Here is a 25,915-nt window from a genome sequence, read left to right as displayed (position 1 = left end):
ATAAAACAATGCTACCTGAATCAAGCCGTTTTCCAGTTACTGATGAAAACCATCAGCAGCAAAACCGATTACGGCCACAGATAAATAGTTGCTACTATCTAAATCTTGGTGGGTTACTGGTTGTCGGTGGTTTTATTGGTTTTTTACTTTGGGCTGCGCTGGCACCACTGGATAAAGGGATTGCGGTTATTGGCCAGGTTGTGGTTGCTGAAAATCGCAAAGTTATCCAGCCCCTGCAAGGGGGGCGTATCCAACAGTTACATATTGCTGAAGGGGAAGAGGTAACCATAGGGCAATTACTCATCACCATGGATGATTCAGTGATTCGTAGTCAGCGGGATAGCCTGAAAAATCAGTACTTAAGTGCTTTGGCGCAGGAGGCTCGCTTAACCGCTGAGCAGGATGGTGTGAGTGAAATTATTTTTCCTGAAACATTACTCCTGCATCCAACCCAACCGCTGGTTGAACGTAATATTGTCTTGCAGCAACAACTTTTCCATCACCGTCGCCAGGCTCAATTGAGTGAGATTGCTCGCTTATCCGTACAAATTACGCGTCATCAAGACCGGTTGAATGGTTTGCAGGTGATGCGGCGTAATAATCAGCGTCAATCGGACTTATTCCAGCGACAATTACAAGGTGTTCAACTGTTGGCGAAAAATGGTCATGTTGCTAACAATCAGTTACTGGATATGGAGCGTCAGGCGATATCACTCCATGCACGGGTAGAGCAGGATACCAGTGATATTGAAGAGGCTCATAAACTAATTGATGAAACCGAACAGCATATTTCACAACGGCGTGAACAGTATCAAAGTGAGAATCGTGAGCAATTAGCGAAAGCGCAGCAAAATACCCAAGACTTGAAGCAGCGTTTGAGCATAGCAGAATATGAGTTGGATAATACCCGGATATATGCCCCAGTCAGTGGTGCGGTTATTGCTCTGGCTCAGCATACGGTGGGAGGCGTGGTGAGTAGCGGGCAAACATTAATGGAACTGGTCCCCAGTGGGCAACCATTATTAGTTGAAGCCCAGTTACCAGTAGAGCTAATTGATAAGGCCAGAGCAGGCTTACCCGTTGATCTCAATTTTTCTGCTTTTAATCAGAGTAATACCCCTAAATTATACGGTTCTGTATTACATGTTGGGGCCGACCGTATACAGCATCCGCAAACCTCACAGCCTTATTACCCTTTAACCGTCGCTATTGATATGTCTCAAACCGAGTTGGCCATCCGGCCCGGTATGTCTGTTGATGTCTTTATCCGAACCGGGGAAAGATCATTACTCAATTATCTGTTTAAACCGTTAGCGGATCGCCTGCATGTAGCATTTGCTGAAGAATAACGCTTTTGGCGAGTCACTGTTGGTAACTCATGGAAGATAAAGGAATATGGCGATTTAATTCATGATGATAAGAAAAAATAATACCCGCACTCTTCTTTGGTGGGGGAGTGCCATGTTTACCAGCAGCACCCATATGTACCTGCTCTGGTTGCTGAGTACCGAATCTGTACTGGTTAAACATCCTGATGACGCCCCGGCGGCAGTGATGCTTACCTTGTCGGCAGAAACGCAGTTCACCCAAAACGTGGAACAAAATCCGGTGGTGGGAATACAACAGACTTTTAACGAACCGCAGGTTGAACAACAGGAAGCTCAACCAGAAGACGTGAGTAATTTGCTGACAGCACCTGAGCAACCTAATGCTGTACTGCTAGTTGAGAAAGAGGTGGAAATCACTGAAGAAGAACCTGTAGAAGAACCAGTGAAAATAAAACGTCCACAACAGCAAGTAATGAAACCGCGTAAACCTGTCATTGAGGAAACACCAGAAAACCGCAATAAGCCTTCTCCGCCAGCAGCCGTAGCCAGCACAACACTATCTGGCGAGAGCCATCAAATTGCTGCCGCAGCAAATAGTGATTCCGTGCATAAACAAAAGGTTAAAATGAATTGGCGAAGCCGCTTGCAAGGGCATCTGGTGGAGTTTAAACGCTATCCACCCAGAGCCAGAAAACAGCGACAACAAGGCATCGCCACTATCCGTTTTGTGGTCAATAAAGATGGGCATGTTCTATCTGCTCAGCTTATAAAAAGCAGTGGGGCCGCTATTTTAGATCATGAAGCATTGGCACTTATTAAACGTGCTCAGCCATTACCTAAACCACCTGCCGAGTTGTTATTGCATGGGCAAATAACATTAGCTCTGCCCATTGGTTTTGATTTAAAAAATAAACGCGAGTAATAGCGGTAACGAGCACGGCAATCTATAAGGCGAGTAGTTTGGCTAAACAGGGGATAAACTTCGCCCTGTTTAGTCTTATTCAGATAGCCAACCGAGCGCACAGATAGCGGTTTAGACTAATCCCTTCCTCCGAGGCATTAATTGCCAGACGCCGGTGCTGTTCCGGTGGTAAGCGAAGAACCAGTTTCCCGCTATAATGCTTTTCTGCCAAGGGTTGTGGTGGTATTTCACCATGAGTCTGCATGTCGCGCAGAATATCGGCAACCAACGCAGTGATACCTGCCAAGGCTTCGAAGCGCTCTTTTGCAAGCCATGACAAGCCAGGGAATTCCGCACACAAACCAACAAACTCATTATCTTCTGCCGACCAAGTAATCCGATACGTATAGTGTTCGATGTTAACCATTATCCATTTCCTCGAGTTTAGCCAATGCAGCGATCACCTGTTTTACCTGATAAAATTTGGCCATTCCGCTGCTGTCCTTTTGAATGTTGATCCGAGGGTCTCCTTGCCAGGGAGTACCATAGACATGATGACTACTGGAGTAATGCCTGGGAAAGCCAAAGTAAAAATTACAGATTTTGACGAGTTCGCGGAATTTAACCCCAGCGGGGTTAGCTTTAATCTGAGCAACCCGACTGTCCATGTCTTTCATAGTACCTCCATTTTAGTATCATTAGTGGTATCAAATCAATAGTGATAGACCCACTAGTGCCGTTTTAAAACGACTAGAATTGAACAAATAGTGGGCATTACGGCTTCAGATGCCAAGCGGGATGATTCAATTCATGGAAGCAGTGCGCAAAATAAGGAATAAAAAACCGGGCATAAAGCCCGGTGTGGGAAAACAAAAAAACTTCCGCGAGTTAAATTAGTCACCTGGGCAGCGCAGGCAGCGTTCAGCCTCATCGGTACCCAACCTTAACTTGGACTGTAAATCACGCAGCGCAGTACGCAAGCCTTCTTCAATGACTGGGTGATAAAATGGCATATCCAGCATTTGATTGATGGTCATCTGTTGTTGATGTGCCCAAGCTAACAGATGTGCGATATGTTCGGCACTCGGCCCCATCATCTCGGCGCCGAGGAAACGGCCGGTTCCCTGTTCGCCATAAACGCGCAAAATACCTTTGTTTTTCAGCATGACACGCGAGCGCCCCTGATTTTCAAAAGAGACTTCACCGATTTCAAAACAACCACATGCACTGAATTTTTGTGATAACTCACGGAAGGTTGAGCCTACCATCGCAATTTGTGGGTCAGAGAAAACAACCGAGATAGGGCTGCGACGTAAGCCGGGAACCACTTCAGGGAATCCACCTGCATTCACTCCGGCGATACGGGCTTGATCGCTAGCCTCATGCAGTAATGGTAATTGGTTACTGGCATCACCGGCGATAAAGATATGTGGCACGCTGGTTTGCAGGGTAAGTCGATCAGCTTGCGGAACCCCTCGTTCGTCCAGAATGAGGGACGTATTTTCCAGACCCAGTTTATCCACATTAGGGCGACGACCAGTGGCAGCTAACACGTAATCAACCATGGTCTCTTGCGGTTTACCGGTTTTATCCAGATAGCGGATAAAGACTTTATCCCCCTCACGCTGCATGACTTCCACTTTCACGTCTGGGTCAAGATAGAACTCTTCACCCAAGGCTTTCGCGGCGTAATTACGTACAATGCTGTCAGTCAGTGGGCCAACACCACCACCGACACCGAACATTTTTACTTGAACGCCCAGCCGGTGCAGTGCCTGACCGAGTTCCAGACCAATAACACCAGGTCCGAATACCGCAACAGATTCGGGTAGGTCATCCCAGCTAAACACATCATCATTAACTATCAGTCGGTCACCCAGCTCATCCCAGGCTGTGGGCCAGGTTGGGCGGGAGCCAGTCGCAATCACGATACGCTGCGCAACAATACGCGTATGATCATCAACTTGTAGCGTATTATCATCAATGAAACGGGCATAGCCTTGAATTTTGTCCGCAGCTGGAATGTTATCTACACCCTCCAGCACAAAACCAACAAACCGGTCGCGCTCACGTTTAACACGACTCATCACTTCACGGCCATTAATCAGAATATCGCCTTGCGGGTGAATACCAAATTTAGGCGCTTTTTCAATATGATGTACGGCTTCGGCTGCTGCAATCAGCAGTTTGGATGGCATGCAACCAACGCGTGCACAGGTGGTACCGTATTCGCCACCTTCAATCATCACCACACTTGGGGTTGACAGTTTGGCAGCGCGATAAGCGCCAAGTCCGGCAGTGCCGCCGCCAATTACGGCGACATCAACGTTTAAGGTTTTCATGTCTGCTCCTAACATAAAAAGGGTAGGCCGAAGCCTACCAAGTATACCCTTCGTATTTGAAGCTACAGGGTTGCTGGCTACATTTGTTACTCGGCCCATCCTTGGGCCTCGCCTCTGCGAGGCCGCTGCCAGCAGCGTTCAAATCTGCTCCCGGCAGATTTGTCACCCGAATCACTTACTGGTCTTGACCTTAAAAATAAGTAAGCTCATCGAGATGAGTTCACTTGCCGCCTACCTGTAACTCCAATGACTTTGGGTATTCACATTATCTTCACTCTATTAATATTATTAAGCAGATAAGTAATTTTCCAAATCATCACTGCCACCAATATGACGGCCACCGATAAATACTTGTGGCACAGTTCCACGACCAGTGACAGCACGCAAGCTGACGGTTGTCGCATCTTTACCCAGCACGATCTCCTCATACTGAATCCCGCGTTCTTGCAGCATTTGTTTCGCTTTGGCACAGAATGGGCAGCCCGGTTTGGTAAAGACAGATACCGACTCCTGTACTTTAAAGTCGGGTGCCAGATATTTCAGCATGGTATCGGCATCGGACACTTCAAACGGGTCACCCGGCTTATTTGGCTCCACAAACATTTTCTCAACCACACCGTTACGCACCAGCATCGAGTAACGCCATGAACGTGGACCGAAGCCCAGATCAGCTTTCTCAACCAGCATGTTCATGCCCTTGGTGAATTCGCCGTTACCATCTGGAACGAAAGTAATATTTTCAGCATGCTGGTCAGCTTTCCAGGCATTCATCACGAAGGTATCGTTGACTGATACGCACAGAATGCTATCAACACCGTGCTGTTTAAACACAGCGGCCAGTTCGTTATAGCGTGGCAGATGGCTGGAAGAACAAGTCGGGGTAAATGCACCCGGTAGTGAAAATACAATCACTGTTTTATTGCTGAACAAATCGTCGGTGGTTACATCAACCCACTGGTCCCCCTGACGGGTATGGAAAGTTACTTGTGGGATTTTTTTACCTTCTTGGCTAGTAAACATCTGTAACTCCTTAATTAAAAAATAAAATATTTAAATTTTTATGAATATCTTTTCGTTGGGGCACATTATTCATTTTATCACTTGATAGATCTAATCACTGATTGCTATCTTATCTATCGTCAATGGCTATCATAAAGCGGAGCACAGATGAATATTCGTGATTTAGAATACTTGGTGGCGCTGGCTGAATTCAGGCATTTCCGGCGTGCTGCCGACTCTTGCCATGTCAGCCAACCCACATTAAGTGGTCAGATTCGTAAGCTGGAAGATGAGTTGGGCGTGATGTTGCTGGAGCGCACTAGCCGTAAGGTCTTGTTTACGCAGGCTGGGCTGTTGCTAGTGGAACAAGCCAGAACTATATTGCGAGAAGTAAAGGTACTGAAAGAGATGGCCAGCTTGCAGGGCGAAAGCATGTCCGGTCCACTGCATATCGGCCTGATACCTACTGTCGGGCCTTATTTGTTGCCGCAAATCATTCCCATGTTGCATAAGGCATTCCCGAAATTGGAAATGTATCTGCATGAAGCACAAACCCAGAATCTTCTGGCTCAGTTGGACAGTGGCAAGCTGGACTGTGCCATTCTGGCACTGGTCAAAGAGACCGAAGCTTTTATCGAAGTTCCGCTATTTGATGAGCCGATGAGCCTGGCTATTTATGCCGATCATCCATGGGCCGATCGTGACAGAGTGCAAATGCATGAGCTGGCGGGTGAGAAATTATTGATGTTGGAAGATGGCCACTGCCTGCGCGATCAGGCGATGGGCTTCTGTTTCCAGGCCGGTGCAGAGGAAGACACCCATTTCCGCGCCACCAGTTTGGAAACTCTGCGTAATATGGTGGCTGCGGGGAGCGGCATTACTTTGCTGCCGTCGTTGGCGGTACCGAATGAGCGCAAGCGTGATGGCGTATGCTATCTGGAGTGCTACAAGCCTGTGCCTAAACGCACTATCGCGTTGGTGTACCGCCCCGGTTCCCCACTGCGTGGCCGCTATGAGCAACTGGCCGAGGCGATACGTGAACACATGCAACCGCGTATGAATCCAGATGTTATAAAGGAAAAGCTAGAACAGGCGGTTTAAACCGTTCAGTGCTGCCACACGATAGGCTTCAGCCATCGTCGGATAGTTGAAGGTTGTATTAACGAAATATTCGATAGTATTACCTTCTCCTTTCTGTTCCATAATCGCCTGTCCGATGTGGATAATTTCCGCTGCACGTTCGCCAAAGCAATGAATACCCAAGATCTGCTTGGTTTCTCGATGGAACAGGATTTTTAAGCTACCGGTATCCATCCCGACGATTTGCGCGCGCGCCAGATGTTTAAATTGCGCCCGGCCGACCTCGTAGGGCACTTTCATCGCGGTCAAATCTTGCTCGGTTTTCCCAACCGAACTGATTTCCGGGATGGTGTAAATACCCGTCGGAATATCCTCGATCAAATGAACGTTGGCTTCGCCTTTGATCATTGCTTGTGCCGCGATACGCCCCTGATCATAGGCCGCAGAGGCCAGACTCGGGTAACCAATCACATCACCCACCGCATACACATGGGGCAGCGCTGTCTGGTACATGCTATTGACCTTCAGCAGACCACGGCTATCAGCTTCCAGGCCGATGTTTTCCAACCCTAAACCGCCGGTATTACCGGTACGACCATTGGCATACAACAAGCAGTCTGCTTTGACCTTTTTACCTGATTTCAGATGGACAATAACCCCATCAAGGGTTCCCTCAATTTGCTCAAACTCTTCGTTGTGACGGATAACGACACCGTTATTCCAGAAGTGGTAAGAGAGGGCATCTGACATTTCCTGATCAAGGAAGGCCAGTAGGCGGTCGCGGGTATTGATTAAATCAACTTTGACGCTCAAACCACGGAAGATTGAAGCATATTCACAACCAATAACCCCTGCGCCATAGATAATGACGTGCTGAGGTTCATGGCTGAGCTGTAAAATGGTATCGCTGTCGTAAATCCGTTCATGGCTAAAATCAACATTCGCCGGGCGATAGGGGCGTGAACCTGTAGCAATCACAATGTTATCAGCGCGTAGTGTATCGTTGGTGCCATCGGCATAACGCACGTTGATAGTATTGGCATCAATAAAGCTGGCATCGCCTGAAAACATATGGCAGTGATTGCGATCGTAAAAACCCTGACGCATACGTGTCTGTTGATTAATAACACGATCAGCATGGTTTAAAATATCAGCGAAAGAAGAACTGATGGTTCGGGCATTGTCGCTGTAGAGTGGATTTTGGTTGAATTCGATAATACGGCTAACGGCGTGGCGCAAAGCTTTGGAAGGGATAGTGCCCCAATGGGTACATCCACCGCCCACATTATTATACCGTTCAATTACGGCAACACGGGCACCTTGCTTGACCAACCCCATAGCGGCACCTTCACCGCCAGGACCCGAGCCAATAACAATGGCATCAAAATGGAAGTGCTGTTGCATGTAGGAGAGACCTATTCTTATACAAAATTACAACGATACATTAACATCATCCCAACCAGATACCCAATAGATTTCAAGATGCAGCCAACACATCTGTAAATTGAAAGATGACAGGTATAAATCAATCAACCATGGGTAAATCACCGTGATGTGTGTTGTAAAGCGGCAATTCAGTATTGGGATGATACGTTTGTATAACGGTTGTTACTATAAAGTTTGGTATATTGCTGACTATATATCTTAGATTGAGAATTTGGATATCCCTTGGGCACGATTATGGGCGTCAGAGCACAACAAAAAGAGCGGACTCGTCGTTCCCTTATCGAAGCGGCGTTCAGCCAACTGAGCGCTGAGCGGAGTTTCGCCAGCCTTAGCTTGCGGGAAGTCTCTCGCGAAGCTGGTATCGCACCGACTTCTTTCTACCGGCATTTTCGCGATGTCGACGAACTTGGCCTGACAATGGTCGATGAAAGCGGCCTGATGTTGCGCCAACTGATGCGTCAGGCTCGCCAGCGGATTGCCAAGGGCGGCAGTGTTATCCGTACCTCCGTATCTACATTTATGGAATTTATCGGTAATAACCCGAATGCATTTCGCTTATTGCTGCGCGAGCGTTCCGGCACGTCCGCCGCATTTCGTGCCGCAGTGGCTCGTGAAATTCAGCATTTTATTGCTGAGCTGGCAGATTACCTCGAATTGGAAAACCACATGCCACGCAGCTTCACTGAAGCTCAGGCTGAGGCCATGGTCACAATTGTCTTCAGTGCTGGTGCAGAAGTGCTGGACGTGGATATTGAACAACGGCGACAGTTAGAGGAACGCTTGGTCTTACAACTGCGGATGATCTCCAAGGGCGCTTATTATTGGTATCGCCGCGAGCAGGAAAAACTCGCCGTATCTCGCACTTAATAAGGTAAGGAAAATGATGGAACAGTCTCGCCGTGAAATCGGCACCCTGCTGCTGGCGTTGATTACTGGCCTGGCAATAAATGGTTCATTTAACACGTTATTCAGCGCGTTTGTGCCTTTTTCAGTTTTTCCGCTGCTAACGTTAATATTAGCCGTATATTGTTTGCATCAGCGCTACCTCAATTTCGCCATGCCACATGGCTTGCCAGTACTGGCCTCCGCGTGTTTCCTGCTCGGGATTTTGCTGTATAGCGCGATTGTTCGGGTTGAGCATCCGGCAATTGGTTCTAATTTCGTTCCTTCTATTCTCTGTGTCGTGTTGGTGTTCTGGATCTTGTTTAAGCTAAAAGCACGTAAGTTGGTGCAATCAGAATCTGAGCCAGATAATTCGGATAACCAGCAGCCGCAATAACCTGAAAGCGATATGTTTTAAAACGAAAAAGGGCAACATCGCGTTGCCCTTTTACTTATCTATTGCCTGTCAGCCGCGCTTTTCCAGCAATACCCCACACTCCATATGATGGGTGTAGGGGAACTGATCGAACAGTGCTAATCGGCTGATTTTATGTGTCTGTTGTAACTGTTCCAGATTGGCGCACAGCGTTTCAGGGTTACAGGAGATATAAAGGATACGCGGATAACCTTGTACCAGCTTGACTGTCTCGCTATCCAGCCCGCTGCGCGGGGGATCGACAAAAATGGTCTCGCAGTTATAACTGCTCAGATCAATACCCTTCAAACGGTTAAACTCGCGTACACCTTGCATTGCCTGGGTAAACTCTTCAGCCGACATGCGGATAATTTGCACGTTATCGATATTATTTGCCGCGATATTGTATTGTGCTGCTGCCACTGAGGGTTTAGCGATTTCTGTTGCCAACACCCGTGCAAAATTGCGTGCTAGCGCCAACGAGAAATTACCATTACCGCAATACAACTCCAATAAATCACCGCTGGCGTTTTTAGTGGCATCAATCGCCCATTCCAGCATATGAATATTCACCGCTGCATTCGGTTGGGTGAAACTATTCTCCACCTGACGATAAATCATTTCACGCCCAGCAACCGGTAACACTTCATCGATATAGTCGTGATCTAGCATGATTTTAGTTTTCGATGCCCGGCCAATCAGTTGCAGATCAAAACCTTGTTCGCGTAGCTTTTCACGCAATTCCAGCGCCTTCTGCTGCCACTCTTCATCTAATTGACGGTGATACAGCAAAGAGGCGATCAATTTACCGCTTAGGGTAGATAAGTAATCAATCTGGAACAGTTTACGCCGCAAAATCGGTTCGGCCCTGATGGCCGTCATCAGCGCACTCATCAGACGATTGATCAACAAACTTGCCACCGGGAACTGTTCAACACGGATACGCTGTTTGGTCTGCTGGTCAAACATGATGTGGTACAAGTCATCTTCATCGTGCCAAACGCGAAACTCGGCTCTCATGCGGTAATGCTCTGCCGGAGAACGGAATATTTCCGCAGCAGGTGCCTGAAACGGCAACATCATCGTCTGAAGACGGGCAGATTTTTCCGCCAGTTGTTGGTCGTAACTGTCTGTTGGCAGGATGTCGGGAGTCATGTTTCTTCTCGTCTGGCCATTATAAAAGAGAGGTATTGCTGCGGATTGTAGGGAAAGTGGGAGTGATGTCCAGTTTTGTTGTGTTTATTCCCTATAACGAGGATGGAAGTCTAGACATCTATTTTACTTGATCGTAGCATTGCGGTCCGGCCTCATGCTGTTACTTAAACACCTACGAGTTAAAAGGGAATCCGGTGTAAATCCGGAGCTGACGCGCAGCGGTAAGGGGAAGTTACGGCGATAGGTTTCAACCAGACACTGTCCGCAAGGGCGGGAAGTCATCGCCAGCTCTATTTCACGGTATTAATTCATTTAAGTAATGAAGAAGACGTGACATCAGAGATCCCAAGCCCGAAGACCTGCCGGTATTACGTCGCAATATGCGTGGTCGTCGCGAACTATCGGCCATGGCACTGCGGCATCCGCCAATTGAGTTTGGATGCTTGTATTCATGACAATTAAAAAATATACGCTGATCACAGCCCTTTCTGTGACGGCATTTTCTGGATGGGCCCAGGACAGCACCACAACAGGTAATAAAGACGAAATGGTGGTTACCGCCAACCGTTTCAAACAGCCAGTTTCCACGGTATTGGCACCCACCGATGTAGTAACGCGTGATGATATCGACCGCTGGCAGGCAAAAAGCCTCAATGAAGTGATGCGCCGGCTACCTGGCGTGGATATTGCCCAAACCGGGGGGCTAGGCCAAGGCTCTTCTATGTATATCCGTGGTACCGAAGCCCGCCATGTATTAGTGCTGATCGATGGCATTCCTCTGGCGCGAACCGGTATCATCAATAGTGTCGACTTTAATCAAATACCTCTCTCTCTGGTGCAACGTGTTGAATATATTCGCGGGCCTCGCTCTGCCGTATATGGCTCTGGGGCGATTGGTGGTGTAATTAACGTGATTACACAGTCAGACCAGGAAGGTGGGCAGATTAATGCCGGGGTTGGTTCTAAAGGTTATCAGCAATATGACGGCAGCGTTCGCCAACGTTTTGGTGATACTTTAGCGACGATAGCGGGCGGCTATCAAACCACGAACGGTTTTAACATTAAACCCGACTCACCTAATCCAGTGGATAGCGATCGGGATGGTTTTCGTAATAAAAATTTTTGGGCAGGGCTAGAGCATCAGTTCAACCAAGATATATCCGGTTTCGTCAGAGGTTATGGTTACACCAATAATACTGATTACGATGTTGGCAGTATTTCTTCCCCTGCTTACAGTGGCGATGAGGAGCGATTATATAACCATACTTATGACGCAGGGCTACGTTATGCTGCGGGGGCTTTCTCCTCTCAATTAATCGGTAGCTATCAGAAATACAAAGATTATAACTACAGCAGCCAATATGGGCGTTATGGTGAGGCGACTACGCTGGACGATATGGATCAGCGTAACGTGCAATGGGGTAATACATACAGTTTTGAGAGTGCAACGCTGAGTGCTGGCGTTGACTGGCAGCAACAGCGTTTGACCTCATCGAGTACCACTATCTCTGATGCATATAAGCGGGATAATACCGGTTTGTATCTTAGCGGGCAGCAGAAGATTGGTAGTGTGACGCTGGAAGCCTCGGGCCGCGAAGATAAAGATGAGCAGTTTGGCTGGCATGAGACCTGGCAAACCGCCGCAGGTTGGGAATTTATCCCCGATTATCGTGCGACATTATCCTATGGAACAGGATTTTTGGCCCCGTCACTGGGTCAGCAGTATGGTTCGCAGCGCTTTGATATCATATCAAACAGTGATTTGAAACCTGAGGAGTCCCGCCAATGGGAGGCAGGTCTGGAAGGATTGACTGGCCCACTTGATTGGCGTTTGTCTGCTTATCGCTACAAAATTGAAAACCTGATCGATTACTTCTCCGACCCAAATACATACAAAGGGCAGTATTACAATGTTGATTCGGCAACGATAAAAGGGGTTGAATGGACAGGTAGCGTCGATACCGGCATTTTCAATCACCAGATCACATTGCAATATATGGATCCGCGTAATGATAAGAATAATGAAGTTTTAGCCCGTCGTTCTAAACAGCAAGCCAAGTATCAATTAGATTGGACAATGTTCAATCTGGATATGGACGTTTCTTATCAGTACTACGGTAAACGCTATGACAATAGCACCTCAGCCTATAGCTCGACTCAACGTGAATTACCGAGTTATAGCACGGTAGATGTTTCAGCGAGTTATCCGGTTACTTCTCATCTTACAGTTCGTGGTAGAATTGCTAACCTGTTTGATAAAGATTACGAAACGGCTTATGGCTATAAAACCGCTGGACGAGAGTATTACCTCACCGGAAGCTATAACTTCTAAGGCTGATACTGCCCCTCGCCCGACAGCACTGATTTTTGACTCAGGTGTTGGCGGGCTATCTGTCTATCAAGAGATTCGGCAGTTGTTGCCGGATCTCCACTATATATATGCTTTCGACAATGTCGCTTTCCCTTATGGGGAGAAGTCCGGTGAGTTTATCGTTGAACGCGTTCTGGAAATTGTCACTGCGGTGCAGCAGCGCCATCCGCTGGCAATCGTCGTCATTGCCTGTAACACCGCCAGCACAGTAGTACTTCCTGCTTTACGTGAACGCTTTGCATTCCCTGTGGTTGGGGTTGTTCCTGCTATCAAACCGGCGGTGCGATTAACCCGCAATGGTGTTGTTGGCTTATTGGCTACCCGTGGCACGGTACATGCTTCCTATACACGGGACTTGATTGAGCGCTTTGCTACCGATTGCAAAATTGAATTGCTGGGTTCATCTGAGCTGGTGGAACTGGCAGAGTCCAAGTTGCATGGTGGTGCTGTACCTATCGAAACATTAAAGAAAATCCTCCACCCATGGTTGGCAATGCGTGAGCCGCCGGACACCATTGTATTGGGGTGCACTCATTTCCCTCTATTAGTAGAAGAGTTGGCGCAAGTGTTGCCTGAAGGTACTCGCATGGTCGATTCCGGTGCCGCAATTGCTCGTCGCACTGCTTGGCTCATCTCTTCTCAAGAAAATGTAGTTTCTTCTCAGGAAGATAATATTGCTTACTGCATGGCGTTGAATGCAGATACTGACGTTTTATTACCCGTTTTGCAGGGTTATGGCTTCCCGGTGCTGCAAAAACTGCCAATTTAAAGGCGTTTTGACTAAAGATTCAGCGGTTGAAAAGTTTTTTCAAATTAGGGGTTGCAGGCTGTCAGGAACTCCCTATAATGCGCCTCCACTGACTGGGAACAACGAAACATACTTCGCCGGGTCAGAAAGCGAAAAGAATGATTTTGACTTCGAAAGAAACCAAAGAAACTCTTGACTCTTCAGCGGGAAAGCGTATTATCTGCCTCCCGCGTTACCGTAAGATTCGCCGAAAGGCAAACGGGTAACGAACGCTCTTTAACAATTTATCAGACAATCTGTGTGGGCACTCGCAAGACGATATCGAAGCCTGTTTCGGCAGGCAGAAGAAATATCAAAGTCTTGAAGAGTGACCAAAGCAGTACACATTTGAACTTCGGTTCGAATGCATATTTGCAGAAAGTAATCTTTGAGCATCGCTGCTTTTATTAGCAGCAAATCAAACAAATCTTAAATTGAAGAGTTTGATCATGGCTCAGATTGAACGCTGGCGGCAGGCCTAACACATGCAAGTCGAGCGGCAGCGGGAAGTAGTTTACTACTTTGCCGGCGAGCGGCGGACGGGTGAGTAATGTCTGGGAAACTGCCTGATGGAGGGGGATAACTACTGGAAACGGTAGCTAATACCGCATGACCTCGCAAGAGCAAAGTGGGGGACCTTAGGGCCTCACGCCATCGGATGTGCCCAGATGGGATTAGCTAGTAGGTGGGGTAATGGCTCACCTAGGCGACAATCCCTAGCTGGTCTGAGAGGATGACCAGCCACACTGGAACTGAGACACGGTCCAGACTCCTACGGGAGGCAGCAGTGGGGAATATTGCACAATGGGCGCAAGCCTGATGCAGCCATGCCGCGTGTGTGAAGAAGGCCTTCGGGTTGTAAAGCACTTTCAGCGAGGAGGAAGGCAATCGTGTTAATAGCACGGTTGATTGACGTTACTCGCAGAAGAAGCACCGGCTAACTCCGTGCCAGCAGCCGCGGTAATACGGAGGGTGCAAGCGTTAATCGGAATTACTGGGCGTAAAGCGCACGCAGGCGGTTTGTTAAGTCAGATGTGAAATCCCCGCGCTTAACGTGGGAACTGCATTTGAAACTGGCAAGCTAGAGTCTTGTAGAGGGGGGTAGAATTCCAGGTGTAGCGGTGAAATGCGTAGAGATCTGGAGGAATACCGGTGGCGAAGGCGGCCCCCTGGACAAAGACTGACGCTCAGGTGCGAAAGCGTGGGGAGCAAACAGGATTAGATACCCTGGTAGTCCACGCTGTAAACGATGTCGACTTGGAGGTTGTGCCCTTGAGGCGTGGCTTCCGGAGCTAACGCGTTAAGTCGACCGCCTGGGGAGTACGGCCGCAAGGTTAAAACTCAAATGAATTGACGGGGGCCCGCACAAGCGGTGGAGCATGTGGTTTAATTCGATGCAACGCGAAGAACCTTACCTACTCTTGACATCCACAGAACTTAGCAGAGATGCTTCGGTGCCTTCGGGAACTGTGAGACAGGTGCTGCATGGCTGTCGTCAGCTCGTGTTGTGAAATGTTGGGTTAAGTCCCGCAACGAGCGCAACCCTTATCCTTTGTTGCCAGCACGTAATGGTGGGAACTCAAGGGAGACTGCCGGTGACAAACCGGAGGAAGGTGGGGATGACGTCAAGTCATCATGGCCCTTACGAGTAGGGCTACACACGTGCTACAATGGCAGATACAAAGTGAAGCGAACTCGCGAGAGCAAGCGGACCACATAAAGTCTGTCGTAGTCCGGATTGGAGTCTGCAACTCGACTCCATGAAGTCGGAATCGCTAGTAATCGTAGATCAGAATGCTACGGTGAATACGTTCCCGGGCCTTGTACACACCGCCCGTCACACCATGGGAGTGGGTTGCAAAAGAAGTAGGTAGCTTAACCTTCGGGAGGGCGCTTACCACTTTGTGATTCATGACTGGGGTGAAGTCGTAACAAGGTAACCGTAGGGGAACCTGCGGTTGGATCACCTCCTTACCTAACGATACGCATTGCGTAGTGTCCACACAGATTGTCTGATAGAAAGTAACGAGCAAATAAGGCCGGACTGAGAGATTAGTCGGGCTTTAGTACCTTGTTGGGTCTGTAGCTCAGGTGGTTAGAGCGCACCCCTGATAAGGGTGAGGTCGGTGGTTCAAGTCCACTCAGACCCACCAACTCATCCTCATAGTGCGTTACAGACACACTCGTTTATACCCATAAACGTCGCGTGACTGCGCCTTGTCTGAGAATGAGTTATGCCGATAAGGTATTTTGCTTTTTATATGGGGCTATAGCTCAGCTGGGAGAGCGCCTGCCTTGCACGCAGGAGGTCAGCGGTTCGATCCCGCTTAGCTCCACCATATAAAAAAACTATTTCAAAACGTACTGCGGCCGTAAGGCACAGTGTGTTGTGAAATATTGCTCTTTAACAATCTGGAACAAGCTGAAAATTGAAACAATACAGCTGAAACTTATCTCTCCGTAGAATGACTGAGGTAAGGATTAACCTGTATTAGAGTCTCTCAAATAATCGCAATGCCAATGGGTAATCATTGTTGCAGTGTGAGCGAGAAGACACTCAGCAAGGCGTACAGCGCACAGCAACCGGAGTGAACTTAACGTTCATGAGGATTGCGCGCACTGCACAACATAGCAGAGTGTGTTCACAGCCACACCAATAACGAAAAACACCTTTGGGTTGTGAGGTTAAGCGACTAAGCGTACACGGTGGATGCCTAGGCAGTCAGAGGCGATGAAGGGCGTGCTAATCTGCGAAAAGCGTCGGTAAGCTGATATGAAGCGTTATAACCGACGATACCCGAATGGGGAAACCCAGTGCAATTCGTTGCACTATTGCATGGTGAATACATAGCCATGCAAGGCGAACCGGGGGAACTGAAACATCTAAGTACCCCGAGGAAAAGAAATCAACCGAGATTCCCCCAGTAGCGGCGAGCGAACGGGGAAGAGCCCAGAGTCTGAATCAGTTTGTGTGTTAGTGGAAGCGTCTGGAAAGTCGCACGGTACAGGGTGATAGTCCCGTACACCAAAACACACTTGCTGTGAACTCGATGAGTAGGGCGGGACACGTGACATCCTGTCTGAATATGGGGGGACCATCCTCCAAGGCTAAATACTCCTGACTGACCGATAGTGAACCAGTACCGTGAGGGAAAGGCGAAAAGAACCCCGGCGAGGGGAGTGAAATAGAACCTGAAACCGTGTACGTACAAGCAGTGGGAGCCTACTTTGTTGGGTGACTGCGTACCTTTTGTATAATGGGTCAGCGACTTATATTTTGTAGCAAGGTTAACCGAATAGGGGAGCCGTAGGGAAACCGAGTCTTAACTGGGCGTCTAGTTGCAAGGTATAGACCCGAAACCCGGTGATCTAGCCATGGGCAGGTTGAAGGTTGGGTAACACTAACTGGAGGACCGAACCGACTAATGTTGAAAAATTAGCGGATGACTTGTGGCTGGGGGTGAAAGGCCAATCAAACCGGGAGATAGCTGGTTCTCCCCGAAAGCTATTTAGGTAGCGCCTCGTGAACTCATCTTCGGGGGTAGAGCACTGTTTCGGCTAGGGGGTCATCCCGACTTACCAAACCGATGCAAACTCCGAATACCGAAGAATGTTATCACGGGAGACACACGGCGGGTGCTAACGTCCGTCGTGAAGAGGGAAACAACCCAGACCGCCAGCTAAGGTCCCAAAGTCATGGTTAAGTGGGAAACGATGTGGGAAGGCATAGACAGCCAGGATGTTGGCTTAGAAGCAGCCATCATTTAAAGAAAGCGTAATAGCTCACTGGTCGAGTCGGCCTGCGCGGAAGATGTAACGGGGCTAAACCATGCACCGAAGCTGCGGCAGCGACACTTAGGTGTTGTTGGGTAGGGGAGCGTTCTGTAAGCCGTTGAAGGTGACCTGTGAGGGTTGCTGGAGGTATCAGAAGTGCGAATGCTGACATAAGTAACGATAATGCGGGTGAAAAACCCGCACGCCGGAAGACCAAGGGTTCCTGTCCAACGTTAATCGGGGCAGGGTGAGTCGACCCCTAAGGCGAGGCTGAAAAGCGTAGTCGATGGGAAACAGGTTAATATTCCTGTACTTGGTGTTACTGCGAAGGGGGGACGGAGAAGGCTAGGCTAGCCGGGCGACGGTTGTCCCGGTTTAAGCATGTAGGCGGAGCGACTTGGTAAATCCGGTTGCTTATCAACGCTGAGGTGTGATGACGAGCCACTACGGTGGTGAAGTAGTTGATGCCAAGCTTCCAGGAAAAGCCTCTAAGCATCAGGTAACATTAAATCGTACCCCAAACCGACACAGGTGGTCAGGTAGAGAATACTCAGGCGCTTGAGAGAACTCGGGTGAAGGAACTAGGCAAAATGGTGCCGTAACTTCGGGAGAAGGCACGCTGGCATTAGGTAATGGGACTTGCTCCCGGCGCCGAAGCCAGTCGCAGATACCAGCTGGCTGCAACTGTTTAATAAAAACACAGCACTGTGCAAACACGAAAGTGGACGTATACGGTGTGACGCCTGCCCGGTGCTGGAAGGTTAATTGATGGGGTCAGCCGCAAGGCGAAGCTCTTGATCGAAGCCCCAGTAAACGGCGGCCGTAACTATAACGGTCCTAAGGTAGCGAAATTCCTTGTCGGGTAAGTTCCGACCTGCACGAATGGCGTAATGATGGCCAGGCTGTCTCCACCCGAGACTCAGTGAAATTGAACTCGCTGTGAAGATGCAGTGTACCCGCGGCAAGACGGAAAGACCCCGTGAACCTTTACTATAGCTTGACACTGAACATTGAGCCTTGATGTGTAGGATAGGTGGGAGGCATCGAAGTGTGGACGCCAGTCTGCATGGAGCCAACCTTGAAATACCACCCTTTAATGTTTGATGTTCTAACTCGGCCCCGTGATCCGGGGTGAGGACAGTGTCTGGTGGGTAGTTTGACTGGGGCGGTCTCCTCCCAAAGAGTAACGGAGGAGCACGAAGGTTAGCTAATCACGGTCGGACATCGTGAGGTTAGTGCAAAGGCATAAGCTAGCTTGACTGCGAGAGTGACGGCTCGAGCAGGTACGAAAGTAGGTCTTAGTGATCCGGTGGTTCTGAATGGAAGGGCCATCGCTCAACGGATAAAAGGTACTCCGGGGATAACAGGCTGATACCGCCCAAGAGTTCATATCGACGGCGGTGTTTGGCACCTCGATGTCGGCTCATCACATCCTGGGGCTGAAGTAGGTCCCAAGGGTATGGCTGTTCGCCATTTAAAGTGGTACGCGAGCTGGGTTTAGAACGTCGTGAGACAGTTCGGTCCCTATCTGCCGTGGGCGTTGGAAGATTGAGAGGGGCTGCTCCTAGTACGAGAGGACCGGAGTGGACGAATCACTGGTGTTCGGGTTGTCATGCCAATGGCATTGCCCGGTAGCTAAATTCGGAAGAGATAACCGCTGAAAGCATCTAAGCGGGAAACTTGCCTCGAGATGAGTCTTCCCTGGGGCTTTAAGCCCCCTGAAGGAACGTTAAAGACTATGACGTTGATAGGCTGGGTGTGTAAGTGCAGCGATGCATTGAGCTAACCAGTACTAATGATCCGTGAGGCTTAACCTTACAACACCAAAGGTGTTTTAGATTTGAGAGATAGAAATTTTCAGCGAAGTTCCGAGATTGGGCTGGCTGGCTGTGTGGAGACATATAGCGGGTTTAGTTTAGACAGAATTTGCCTGGCGGCCATAGCGCGGTGGTCCCACCTGATCCCATGCCGAACTCAGAAGTGAAACGCCGTAGCGCCGATGGTAGTGTGGGGTCTCCCCATGCGAGAGTAGGACACTGCCAGGCATCAAACACGAGTTACCAGAGTGACATCTGGTAACTGACAAAATCGCTTAGAGCGGTTTTGCACAGCGCGGAGCGCTGGCCCTGTCAAGGGTAAGTATCGGGAAGATACGCGTAAAAGAATCGGTGGAGCGGTAGTTCAGTTGGTTAGAATACCTGCCTGTCACGCAGGGGGTCGCGGGTTCGAGCCCCGTCCGTTCCGCCACTTATTTAAATTATGCCTGCTTATCTTAGCAGGCATAATGTTAAGCATAATTTAGGGGCGTAGCTCAGTTGGTAGAGCACCGGTCTCCAAAACCGGGTGTCGCGAGTTCGAGTCTCTCCGCCCCTGCCATATAAATAGCCCTTCGCGAAAGCGAGGGGTTTTTTTATGCCCAAAAATCGTAATTAGTACATTTATGATACGTCGATACACTTACACTACTTCTTTAACATAGTTCTGCTTTTATCTTGACCTCTGTTCTGGCCTCTATTCCCTCATATTTTCCATCCATTTTACCAATTCCGAAAAGATCTTTTTGTTCGAACAATATTCTGCCATTAACAACAGTTCTTTTTTAAACCTGACAAAGTTTTAAAAGGTAACGTTCCCAATGCATACCTATTTAGCTGAATTTATGTACAAAACGATTGTTATTCTGTGGTGTGACGTTGCTCATTATTACTTTTACAAAATGTACTAAAACTAATTAACATTTTAGCTATCAGGAAGCTCACCTTAAAAAACATCATATGCTTTTAGAACAACATAATTTGCAAATTGGCCGATGCTCAGGACAGTAAATGACCTGAATGATTACCTTAACTGTTCTTCGGAATGGTAGTGAGTCAGCGGCTCGACGATGACAAGTGAGGAGAGAAATATGTACAGGCGTTTACTGTTAGCAGCAGCTGTAACAGCGGCAATGTGTAGTGCAGTCCAAGCGGCTCCGCTAGTCGTGGGTTTTTCTCAAATTGGTTCAGAGTCCGGTTGGCGCTCTGCGGAAACTAAGGTTTCTAAACAAGAGGCTGAAAAGCGCGGTATTACATTAAAAATCGCGGATGCTCAACAAAAACAAGAGAACCAAATCAAGGCTGTTAGATCGTTTATTGCTCAGGGTGTTGATGCCATTTTTATTGCTCCTGTGGTTGCAACGGGTTGGACACCGGTTTTGCAGGAAGCGAAAGAAGCTAAAATCCCGGTATTCCTGCTTGACCGAATGATAGAGGTGAATGACCCCTCCCTGTACACCGCCGCAGTGGCTTCAGACAGTGTATATGAAGGTAAAGTCGCTGGTGAGTGGCTACTGAAAGATGTGGCAGGTAAACCTTGTAATGTTGTTGAACTACAAGGCACTGTTGGCTCGAGTGTGGCTATTAACCGTAAGAAAGGTTTTGCTGACGGGATAGCGTCGGCACCTAACGTAAAAATAATTCGCTCTCAGTCCGGGGATTTCACACGGAGTAAAGGCAAAGAAGTAATGGAGAGTTTCATTAAAGCGGAGCAAAACGGTAAGAACATCTGTGCTGTCTATGCACATAACGATGATATGGCGATAGGTGCCATTCAAGCCATTAAAGAAGCCGGGTTGAAACCAGGTTCAGAGATCAAAATTGTATCCATCGATGGCGTTCCTGATATTTTTAAAGCGATGAGTAGCGGAGAGGCTAATGCTACTGTTGAGTTGACACCGAATATGGCAGGCCCTGCTTTCGATGCATTAATTGCGCTGAAGAAAGATGGCACCCAACCGCCTAAGTTTATCCAGACAGAATCTCGTCTGTTACAGCCTGATACGGCTAAACAGGAATACGAATCTAAGAAGAGCCTTGGTTATTGATTCAAATGGCGGGGCTTGCCCCGCCTGCTTTCGTCACCTGTATTTGGGCAATATCTGAGTCGTTTTTGAACGTGGGTACATCTGATGGAAACACTGCTAGAAGTCCGTGGCTTGTCAGTTGAATTTCCTGGTGTTAAGGCATTGGACTCTGTCGATTTTTCTCTGCTTCGCGGTGAAGTTGTCGCATTGTTAGGGGAAAATGGTGCAGGAAAGTCGACTTTAATCAAAGCATTAACTGGGGTCTATAAGCGGGCCGCCGGTGAAGTTTATTTAGATGGTAAGGCCATTTGTCCCCTTGATACTGCGGATGCCCAGAAACTGGGGATTGGCACTGTTTATCAAGAGGTCAACTTGCTGCCCAATATATCTGTTGCGGCAAATCTATTCATTGGCCGTGAGCCATTACGTTGGGGGCTAATTGACCATCGCACAATGAATCTACAGGCAGAAAAGCTGCTAACGGGCTATGGTCTTACATTAGATGTGCAGCAACCGTTAGCTAACTTTTCTATTGCAATACAACAGATTGTCGCCATTGCTCGTGCGGTCGATCTATCAGCAAAAGTACTTATTCTGGATGAGCCAACGGCAAGTTTAGATGCTAAAGAAGTCAGTATGTTGCTGGATATTTTGCGTCAGTTACGAGATCAGGGTATCGGTATGGTATTCGTGACGCATTTCCTCGATCAGGTTTATCGGATCAGTGATCGTATTACTGTCTTACGCAATGGCAAACTTGTTGGCACTAAAACAACCGCAGAACTTCCCCGTATCGAATTGGTTCAGATGATGTTGGGTCATAGCTTTGATGAGCAATTACTCAAACGTGGTGAACATAATATTGTGGCAAGCAACCCACTGGTTGAGTTTAAAAACTATGGTCGGCGGGGTGTGGTGGAAAACTTCGATTTGGCTGTTTCTCCTGGTGAAATTGTCGGACTTGCTGGGCTATTGGGGTCTGGGCGCACCGAGACTGCGCAATTAATTTTTGGTGTTACGACACCGGATACTGGGGAGGCCAAAATACAAGGCAAGCCCGTTAAGATCCGAACACCACGCACGGCATCAAAATTCGGTTTTGGCTATTGCCCAGAAGATCGTAAAACTGATGGCATCGTCGGTGCTGCAACAGTTCGGGAGAATATTATTCTGGCCTTACAGGCCCAGCGCGGATGGCTAAGGCCACTTTCAATGCGGGAACAAACGCAAATTGCTGAGCAATTCATTCAGCAGCTTGGTATTCGTACTCCTGGCCCTGAGCAACAAATTCAGTATCTCTCCGGTGGAAACCAGCAAAAAGTTTTATTAGCGCGCTGGCTTGCCACAAAACCTCGATTTTTGATTTTAGATGAGCCAACGCGCGGTATTGACGTGGGGGCGCATGCTGAAATTATTCGGCTGATTGAGAAACTGTGTGATGAAGGGCTGGCACTGTTAATTATCTCTTCCGAATTAGAGGAATTGGCAGGTTATGCCGATCGCGTCATTGTTCTGCGTGACCGTCGACATATTGCACAACTCGGTCACGATGAGATTTCCGTTCCTGCCATCATGCAGGCGATCGCGGTGCAATAAGGAGTTACTTCATGGTTAATAGGAGCCTGTCAATGCCGCAACGACCGCGCAAAGTTAAATGGGTCTTGCCGAAAGGTGCCACTCAATTTGGTGCTCTGGCGGTCATTTTATTGATTGATAGTTTAGTCGCCCCGAACTTTTTCTCGATCCATATTCAGGATGGACGGTTGTTTGGCAGTGTCATCGATATTCTAAATCGCGGTGCTCCCGTTGCTTTACTGGCATTAGGTATGACACTGGTCATTGCTACTGGCGGCATTGATTTGTCGGTTGGTGCGGTAATGGCAATAGCCGGTGCAACTGCAGCCACACTGACCAGTGCTGGATATCCTTTACCCACGGTATTAGTCGCCGCCCTTGCGGTTGGCGCGTTATGTGGTTTATGGAACGGTTTCTTAGTGGCGGTATTACAAATCCAACCGATTGTGGCCACCTTAATGTTAATGGTGGCAGGACGGGGGATAGCCCAGCTTATTACTGAGGGGCAGATTGTTACATTTGATACAGGTGGCTTGGCGAAGTTGGGTAGCAGCACGCTGATGTATTTGCCGATGTCAGTAGTCATCGCATTTAGTATGTTGATTATAGTGTGGTTATTGACCCGAAAAACAGCACTGGGTCTATTCATTGAGTCCGTTGGTATCAACTTACGATCAGCACGTAATGCGGGAGTGAGTACTCGCTTGGTGCTGATTGCCGTGTATGTGATTTGTGGTATCTGTGCAGCGGTCGCTGGCATTATTGTGACGGCAGATATTCGTGGTGCCGATGCTAACAATGCTGGTTTATGGCTGGAGCTGGATGCAATTCTGGCGGTAGTCATTGGTGGTGCATCTTTAATGGGAGGGAGGTTTAATCTTTTGCTTTCGGTTATTGGCGCTTTGATTATTCAAGGGATGAATACAGGGATCTTACTTTCAGGCTATCAGCCAGAATTTAACCTGGTCCTTAAAGCTATTGTGGTATTAGCCGTCTTGATTGTGCAGTCACCGATGATCTCATTTAGCCATATCTTCACGAGGCGAAAATAATGTTAAAGCGCAATATTCCTTTGCTGATTACTATCGCCGTTTTTATTCTGGGATACGTTTTTTGTCTCAGTCAGTTCCCCAGTTTCTCCTCCACCCGAGTGTGGTGTGATTTACTGACTGATAATGCTTTTCTGGGCATCGTCGCCGTAGGGATGACTTTCGTTATTCTATCGGGCGGCATCGATTTATCGGTTGGGTCGGTAATTGCATTTACCGGCGTGTTATTGGCTAAGTTAATCGGAACTTATGGTATTCACCCAATGTATGCTTTTGCCATTGTCTTAGTTATGGGGGCGATGTTTGGTGCATTGATGGGATGGATTATTGATTCTCTGAAACTCCCTGCGTTTATTATTACTCTGGCTGGGATGTTCTTCGTTCGTGGTATGAGTTTTATCGTCTCTGAAGAGTCGATACCTATTGATCACCCACTTTATGCCACGCTGGCGAATTATGCCTGGAAAGTTCCTGGTGGCGGGCGATTCACATTATTAGCCTTCATCATGCTAATGGTTGTGGCATTTGGCATTCTGTTGGCTCATCGAACCCGCTTTGGTCATAATGTTTATGCCATTGGCGGTAATAGCGTTTCTGCTGGACTGATGGGTGTTCCTGTCAGGCAAACGACAATTAAAATTTATATGTTATCGAGCACGTTAGCCGCGCTATCGGGAATCGTTTTCTCACTCTATACCTCTGCTGGCTATGCATTAGCAGCCAGTGGTGTTGAGCTAGATGCCATTGCCGCAGTCGTTATCGGTGGCACATTACTTACCGGTGGTATCGGGACAGTTTTCGGCACGCTGTTTGGCGTCTTGATTCAGGGGTTGATTCAGAGCTATATCACATTCGATGGCACACTTAGCTCATGGTGGACCAAAATTGTCATCGGAATATTATTATTTAGCTTTATTGCGATTCAGAAGGCGATGAGTGCTTTTTATCTGAACCGGCGTGCTCGCCCTCAGTCGCCGCCACTTAATCCCGTATAGCGCTCTGAGCTGCGTTATTCATCGGTGTTTTTAACAGTTGTCGAATCAATGTTTGCTGGTCACTGTTTTGCAACCAAACAGCATACAGTGGCCGCACAATAGCTGGCATATCAGCGTTCATGGCCAATTGAGGGTATTCTTTTTGCCAGTGTTCGGGCAGGAAAGCACAGCCACCGGTGGTTTCCAATAGCTGCCGGGTCAAATGTGCCGATGTGGTCGTTAATACCGGCATTTGCTCGCTCTCCAGCAATCTATTCTCTTGCTGATGAAAATCAGCTCCCCACTCAAGCTTGATGTAAGGTGCCTCATTTGCATTTTTATGCTCGGCGTCTGGCTCAGTTTCTTTCGATAAATCAATCGGCTCAAAAGAAAATAGTCGCAGCGAAAAATGCCCTAACAGTTGGCTTGCCAGTTCATCCATTTTAGGCGGTTCGGTCGTTATCAATAAATCCAGTTGCCGCTCGTGCAACTGTTTCACCAGCGAGTGCCGCAGTGCAATCCGCGCCTCAAGGCGCAATGCCTCTCGTTGTTTATATAATTGTTGCAACCACGGAGTGAGGTATGCCTCCCACAGTGAGGCGGTTGCACCAATGGACAACTCGGTATGCTGTAGTGAGTGAGCAACCTCTTTTTTGGCTAGTTGCCAGGTACTCATCAGTGTTTCTGCGTAAGGCACCAAACGTTCTCCCGCAGGTGTCAGACGAATATTATTGCGATGACGAGTGAATAAATTTGCACCTAATTGATTTTCCAACTGACGGATACGAAAACTTACCGCCGACTGTGTTAAGTACAAAGATTCAGCAGCGCGACCAAAGTGGCGAGTCCTACTGACCTCCAAAAAGGTTTTCAGTAATTCGGTATCCAAACCCATCTCCAATTTTTTTTGTCGTTAAGATTTAAATGTTTTGTTTTACACGCTGTCAAGCCTATCTAATACTCCGCGCCATAAACAGCACGACCATGAGAGAATTA

At 48.1% G+C, this 25,915-nt stretch carries 18 protein-coding genes, 4 tRNA genes, 3 rRNA genes and 1 riboswitch; of the genes, 18 read left to right on the top strand and 7 right to left on the bottom strand.

The annotated features are described in order from the left end of the window. Positions 1-8 precede the first annotated feature (8 nt). On the top strand, positions 9-1,349 hold the full coding sequence (locus V1955_RS21500) for an HlyD family type I secretion periplasmic adaptor subunit (protein WP_420073481.1): 1,341 nt from the start codon (positions 9-11) through the stop codon (positions 1,347-1,349). 61 nt (positions 1,350-1,410) lie between these two features. After that, positions 1,411-2,250, top strand: coding sequence for an energy transducer TonB family protein (locus V1955_RS21495; protein ID WP_193784761.1), 840 nt, complete (start codon positions 1,411-1,413; stop codon positions 2,248-2,250). A 79-nt stretch (positions 2,251-2,329) separates the two neighbouring features. On the opposite strand, the gene V1955_RS21490 is transcribed toward V1955_RS21495, so the two are convergent. From V1955_RS21490 to V1955_RS21475, 4 genes are all read right to left on the bottom strand, one after another. Beyond that, the gene (locus tag V1955_RS21490) at positions 2,330-2,656 is read right to left on the bottom strand and encodes a type II toxin-antitoxin system HicB family antitoxin (RefSeq protein WP_083161810.1); all 327 of its coding nucleotides are present in this window, start codon (positions 2,654-2,656) and stop codon (positions 2,330-2,332) included. After that, entirely contained in the window at positions 2,649-2,906 is a 258-nt protein-coding gene (locus V1955_RS21485; RefSeq protein WP_083161812.1) for a toxin HicA, read from the bottom strand. Before V1955_RS21485 ends, V1955_RS21490 begins: the two co-directional genes overlap by 8 nt. A 216-nt stretch (positions 2,907-3,122) precedes the next feature. Then, on the bottom strand, positions 3,123-4,571 hold the full coding sequence (locus V1955_RS21480; RefSeq protein WP_083161814.1) for a dihydrolipoyl dehydrogenase: 1,449 nt from the start codon (positions 4,569-4,571) through the stop codon (positions 3,123-3,125). Positions 4,572-4,859: 288 nt separating this feature from the next. Continuing rightward, the gene (locus V1955_RS21475) at positions 4,860-5,591 is read right to left on the bottom strand and encodes a glutathione peroxidase (RefSeq protein ID WP_083161816.1); all 732 of its coding nucleotides are present in this window, start codon (positions 5,589-5,591) and stop codon (positions 4,860-4,862) included. Between the two features lie 147 nt (positions 5,592-5,738). On the opposite strand from V1955_RS21475, the gene oxyR reads away from it, so the two are divergent. Continuing rightward, positions 5,739-6,671 (top strand): DNA-binding transcriptional regulator OxyR, encoded by a 933-nt coding sequence (oxyR, locus tag V1955_RS21470; RefSeq protein ID WP_083161818.1) that lies wholly within the window; start codon positions 5,739-5,741, stop codon positions 6,669-6,671. On the opposite strand, the gene sthA is transcribed toward oxyR, so the two are convergent. Then, positions 6,654-8,054, bottom strand: coding sequence for a Si-specific NAD(P)(+) transhydrogenase (gene sthA / locus V1955_RS21465; protein ID WP_083161820.1), 1,401 nt, complete (start codon positions 8,052-8,054; stop codon positions 6,654-6,656). The two genes, oxyR and sthA, sit on opposite strands and share 18 nt — an antisense overlap. 276 nt (positions 8,055-8,330) lie before the next feature. Between sthA and fabR the strand changes: the two genes are divergently transcribed. Further along, positions 8,331-8,963 carry an HTH-type transcriptional repressor FabR gene (fabR, locus tag V1955_RS21460; protein WP_005192099.1) on the top strand — a complete coding sequence of 211 codons (633 nt, stop codon included), beginning with the start codon at positions 8,331-8,333 and terminating at the stop codon, positions 8,961-8,963. Between the two features lie 13 nt (positions 8,964-8,976). Continuing rightward, complete coding sequence (locus tag V1955_RS21455; protein ID WP_083161822.1) at positions 8,977-9,375, top strand: YijD family membrane protein; 399 nt, start codon at positions 8,977-8,979, stop codon at positions 9,373-9,375. A 69-nt stretch (positions 9,376-9,444) separates the two neighbouring features. Here the strand turns inward: V1955_RS21455 and trmA are convergent, their stop codons facing one another. Then, complete coding sequence (gene trmA, locus V1955_RS21450; RefSeq protein ID WP_442821378.1) at positions 9,445-10,548, bottom strand: tRNA (uridine(54)-C5)-methyltransferase TrmA; 1,104 nt, start codon at positions 10,546-10,548, stop codon at positions 9,445-9,447. Positions 10,549-10,678: 130 nt separating this feature from the next. Continuing rightward, positions 10,679-10,929, top strand: a riboswitch (cobalamin riboswitch). Positions 10,930-10,999: 70 nt separating this feature from the next. On the opposite strand from trmA, the gene btuB reads away from it, so the two are divergent. The 13 genes from btuB (at position 11,000) to yjfF (ending at position 24,940) form a co-directional block, all read left to right on the top strand. Beyond that, positions 11,000-12,880, top strand: coding sequence for a TonB-dependent vitamin B12 receptor BtuB (gene btuB / locus V1955_RS21445; RefSeq protein WP_442821377.1), 1,881 nt, complete (start codon positions 11,000-11,002; stop codon positions 12,878-12,880). Further along, entirely contained in the window at positions 12,825-13,688 is an 864-nt protein-coding gene (murI, locus tag V1955_RS21440; RefSeq protein ID WP_083161826.1) for a glutamate racemase, read from the top strand. The genes btuB and murI overlap by 56 nt, the downstream gene beginning before the upstream one ends. 449 nt (positions 13,689-14,137) lie before the next feature. Continuing rightward, positions 14,138-15,680: ribosomal RNA gene (locus V1955_RS21435) — 16S ribosomal RNA — on the top strand. Between the two features lie 102 nt (positions 15,681-15,782). Beyond that, positions 15,783-15,859 (top strand) — tRNA-Ile (locus tag V1955_RS21430). A 110-nt stretch (positions 15,860-15,969) separates the two neighbouring features. Continuing rightward, positions 15,970-16,045 (top strand) — tRNA-Ala (locus V1955_RS21425). Positions 16,046-16,389: 344 nt separating this feature from the next. Then, positions 16,390-19,297 (top strand): 23S ribosomal RNA (locus V1955_RS21420). Between the two features lie 112 nt (positions 19,298-19,409). Further along, a 5S ribosomal RNA gene (gene rrf / locus V1955_RS21415) occupies positions 19,410-19,525 on the top strand. Together the 16S, 23S and 5S rRNA genes with 4 tRNA genes alongside form the textbook arrangement of a ribosomal RNA operon. 125 nt (positions 19,526-19,650) lie before the next feature. Continuing rightward, positions 19,651-19,727: transfer RNA gene (locus V1955_RS21410), tRNA-Asp, on the top strand. A gap of 53 nt (positions 19,728-19,780) precedes the next feature. Beyond that, positions 19,781-19,856 (top strand) — tRNA-Trp (locus tag V1955_RS21405). Between the two features lie 529 nt (positions 19,857-20,385). Beyond that, a complete protein-coding gene (ytfQ, locus tag V1955_RS21400; RefSeq protein ID WP_005162730.1) occupies positions 20,386-21,342 on the top strand; it encodes a galactofuranose ABC transporter, galactofuranose-binding protein YtfQ in 957 nt (318 codons plus the stop codon). Between the two features lie 84 nt (positions 21,343-21,426). After that, entirely contained in the window at positions 21,427-22,917 is a 1,491-nt protein-coding gene (ytfR, locus tag V1955_RS21395) for a galactofuranose ABC transporter, ATP-binding protein YtfR (RefSeq protein WP_083161828.1), read from the top strand. A gap of 11 nt (positions 22,918-22,928) precedes the next feature. Next, complete coding sequence (gene ytfT, locus V1955_RS21390) at positions 22,929-23,948, top strand: galactofuranose ABC transporter, ATP-binding protein YtfT (RefSeq protein WP_083161830.1); 1,020 nt, start codon at positions 22,929-22,931, stop codon at positions 23,946-23,948. Continuing rightward, complete coding sequence (yjfF, locus tag V1955_RS21385) at positions 23,948-24,940, top strand: galactofuranose ABC transporter, permease protein YjfF (RefSeq protein ID WP_442821376.1); 993 nt, start codon at positions 23,948-23,950, stop codon at positions 24,938-24,940. The genes ytfT and yjfF overlap by 1 nt, the downstream gene beginning before the upstream one ends. Here yjfF and hdfR read toward each other — a convergent pair. Next, entirely contained in the window at positions 24,927-25,808 is an 882-nt protein-coding gene (gene hdfR, locus V1955_RS21380) for an HTH-type transcriptional regulator HdfR (protein WP_083163991.1), read from the bottom strand. The genes yjfF and hdfR overlap by 14 nt on opposite strands. Between the last annotated feature and the right edge of the window lie 107 nt (positions 25,809-25,915).

The sequence above is a fragment of the Yersinia sp. 2545 StPb PI genome (assembly GCF_052217125.1).
Taxonomy (GTDB): domain Bacteria; phylum Pseudomonadota; class Gammaproteobacteria; order Enterobacterales; family Enterobacteriaceae; genus Yersinia; species Yersinia enterocolitica_E.
The sequence above is the reverse complement of the archived record's forward strand: the minus strand, read 5'-3'. Positions and strand labels throughout refer to the sequence as shown.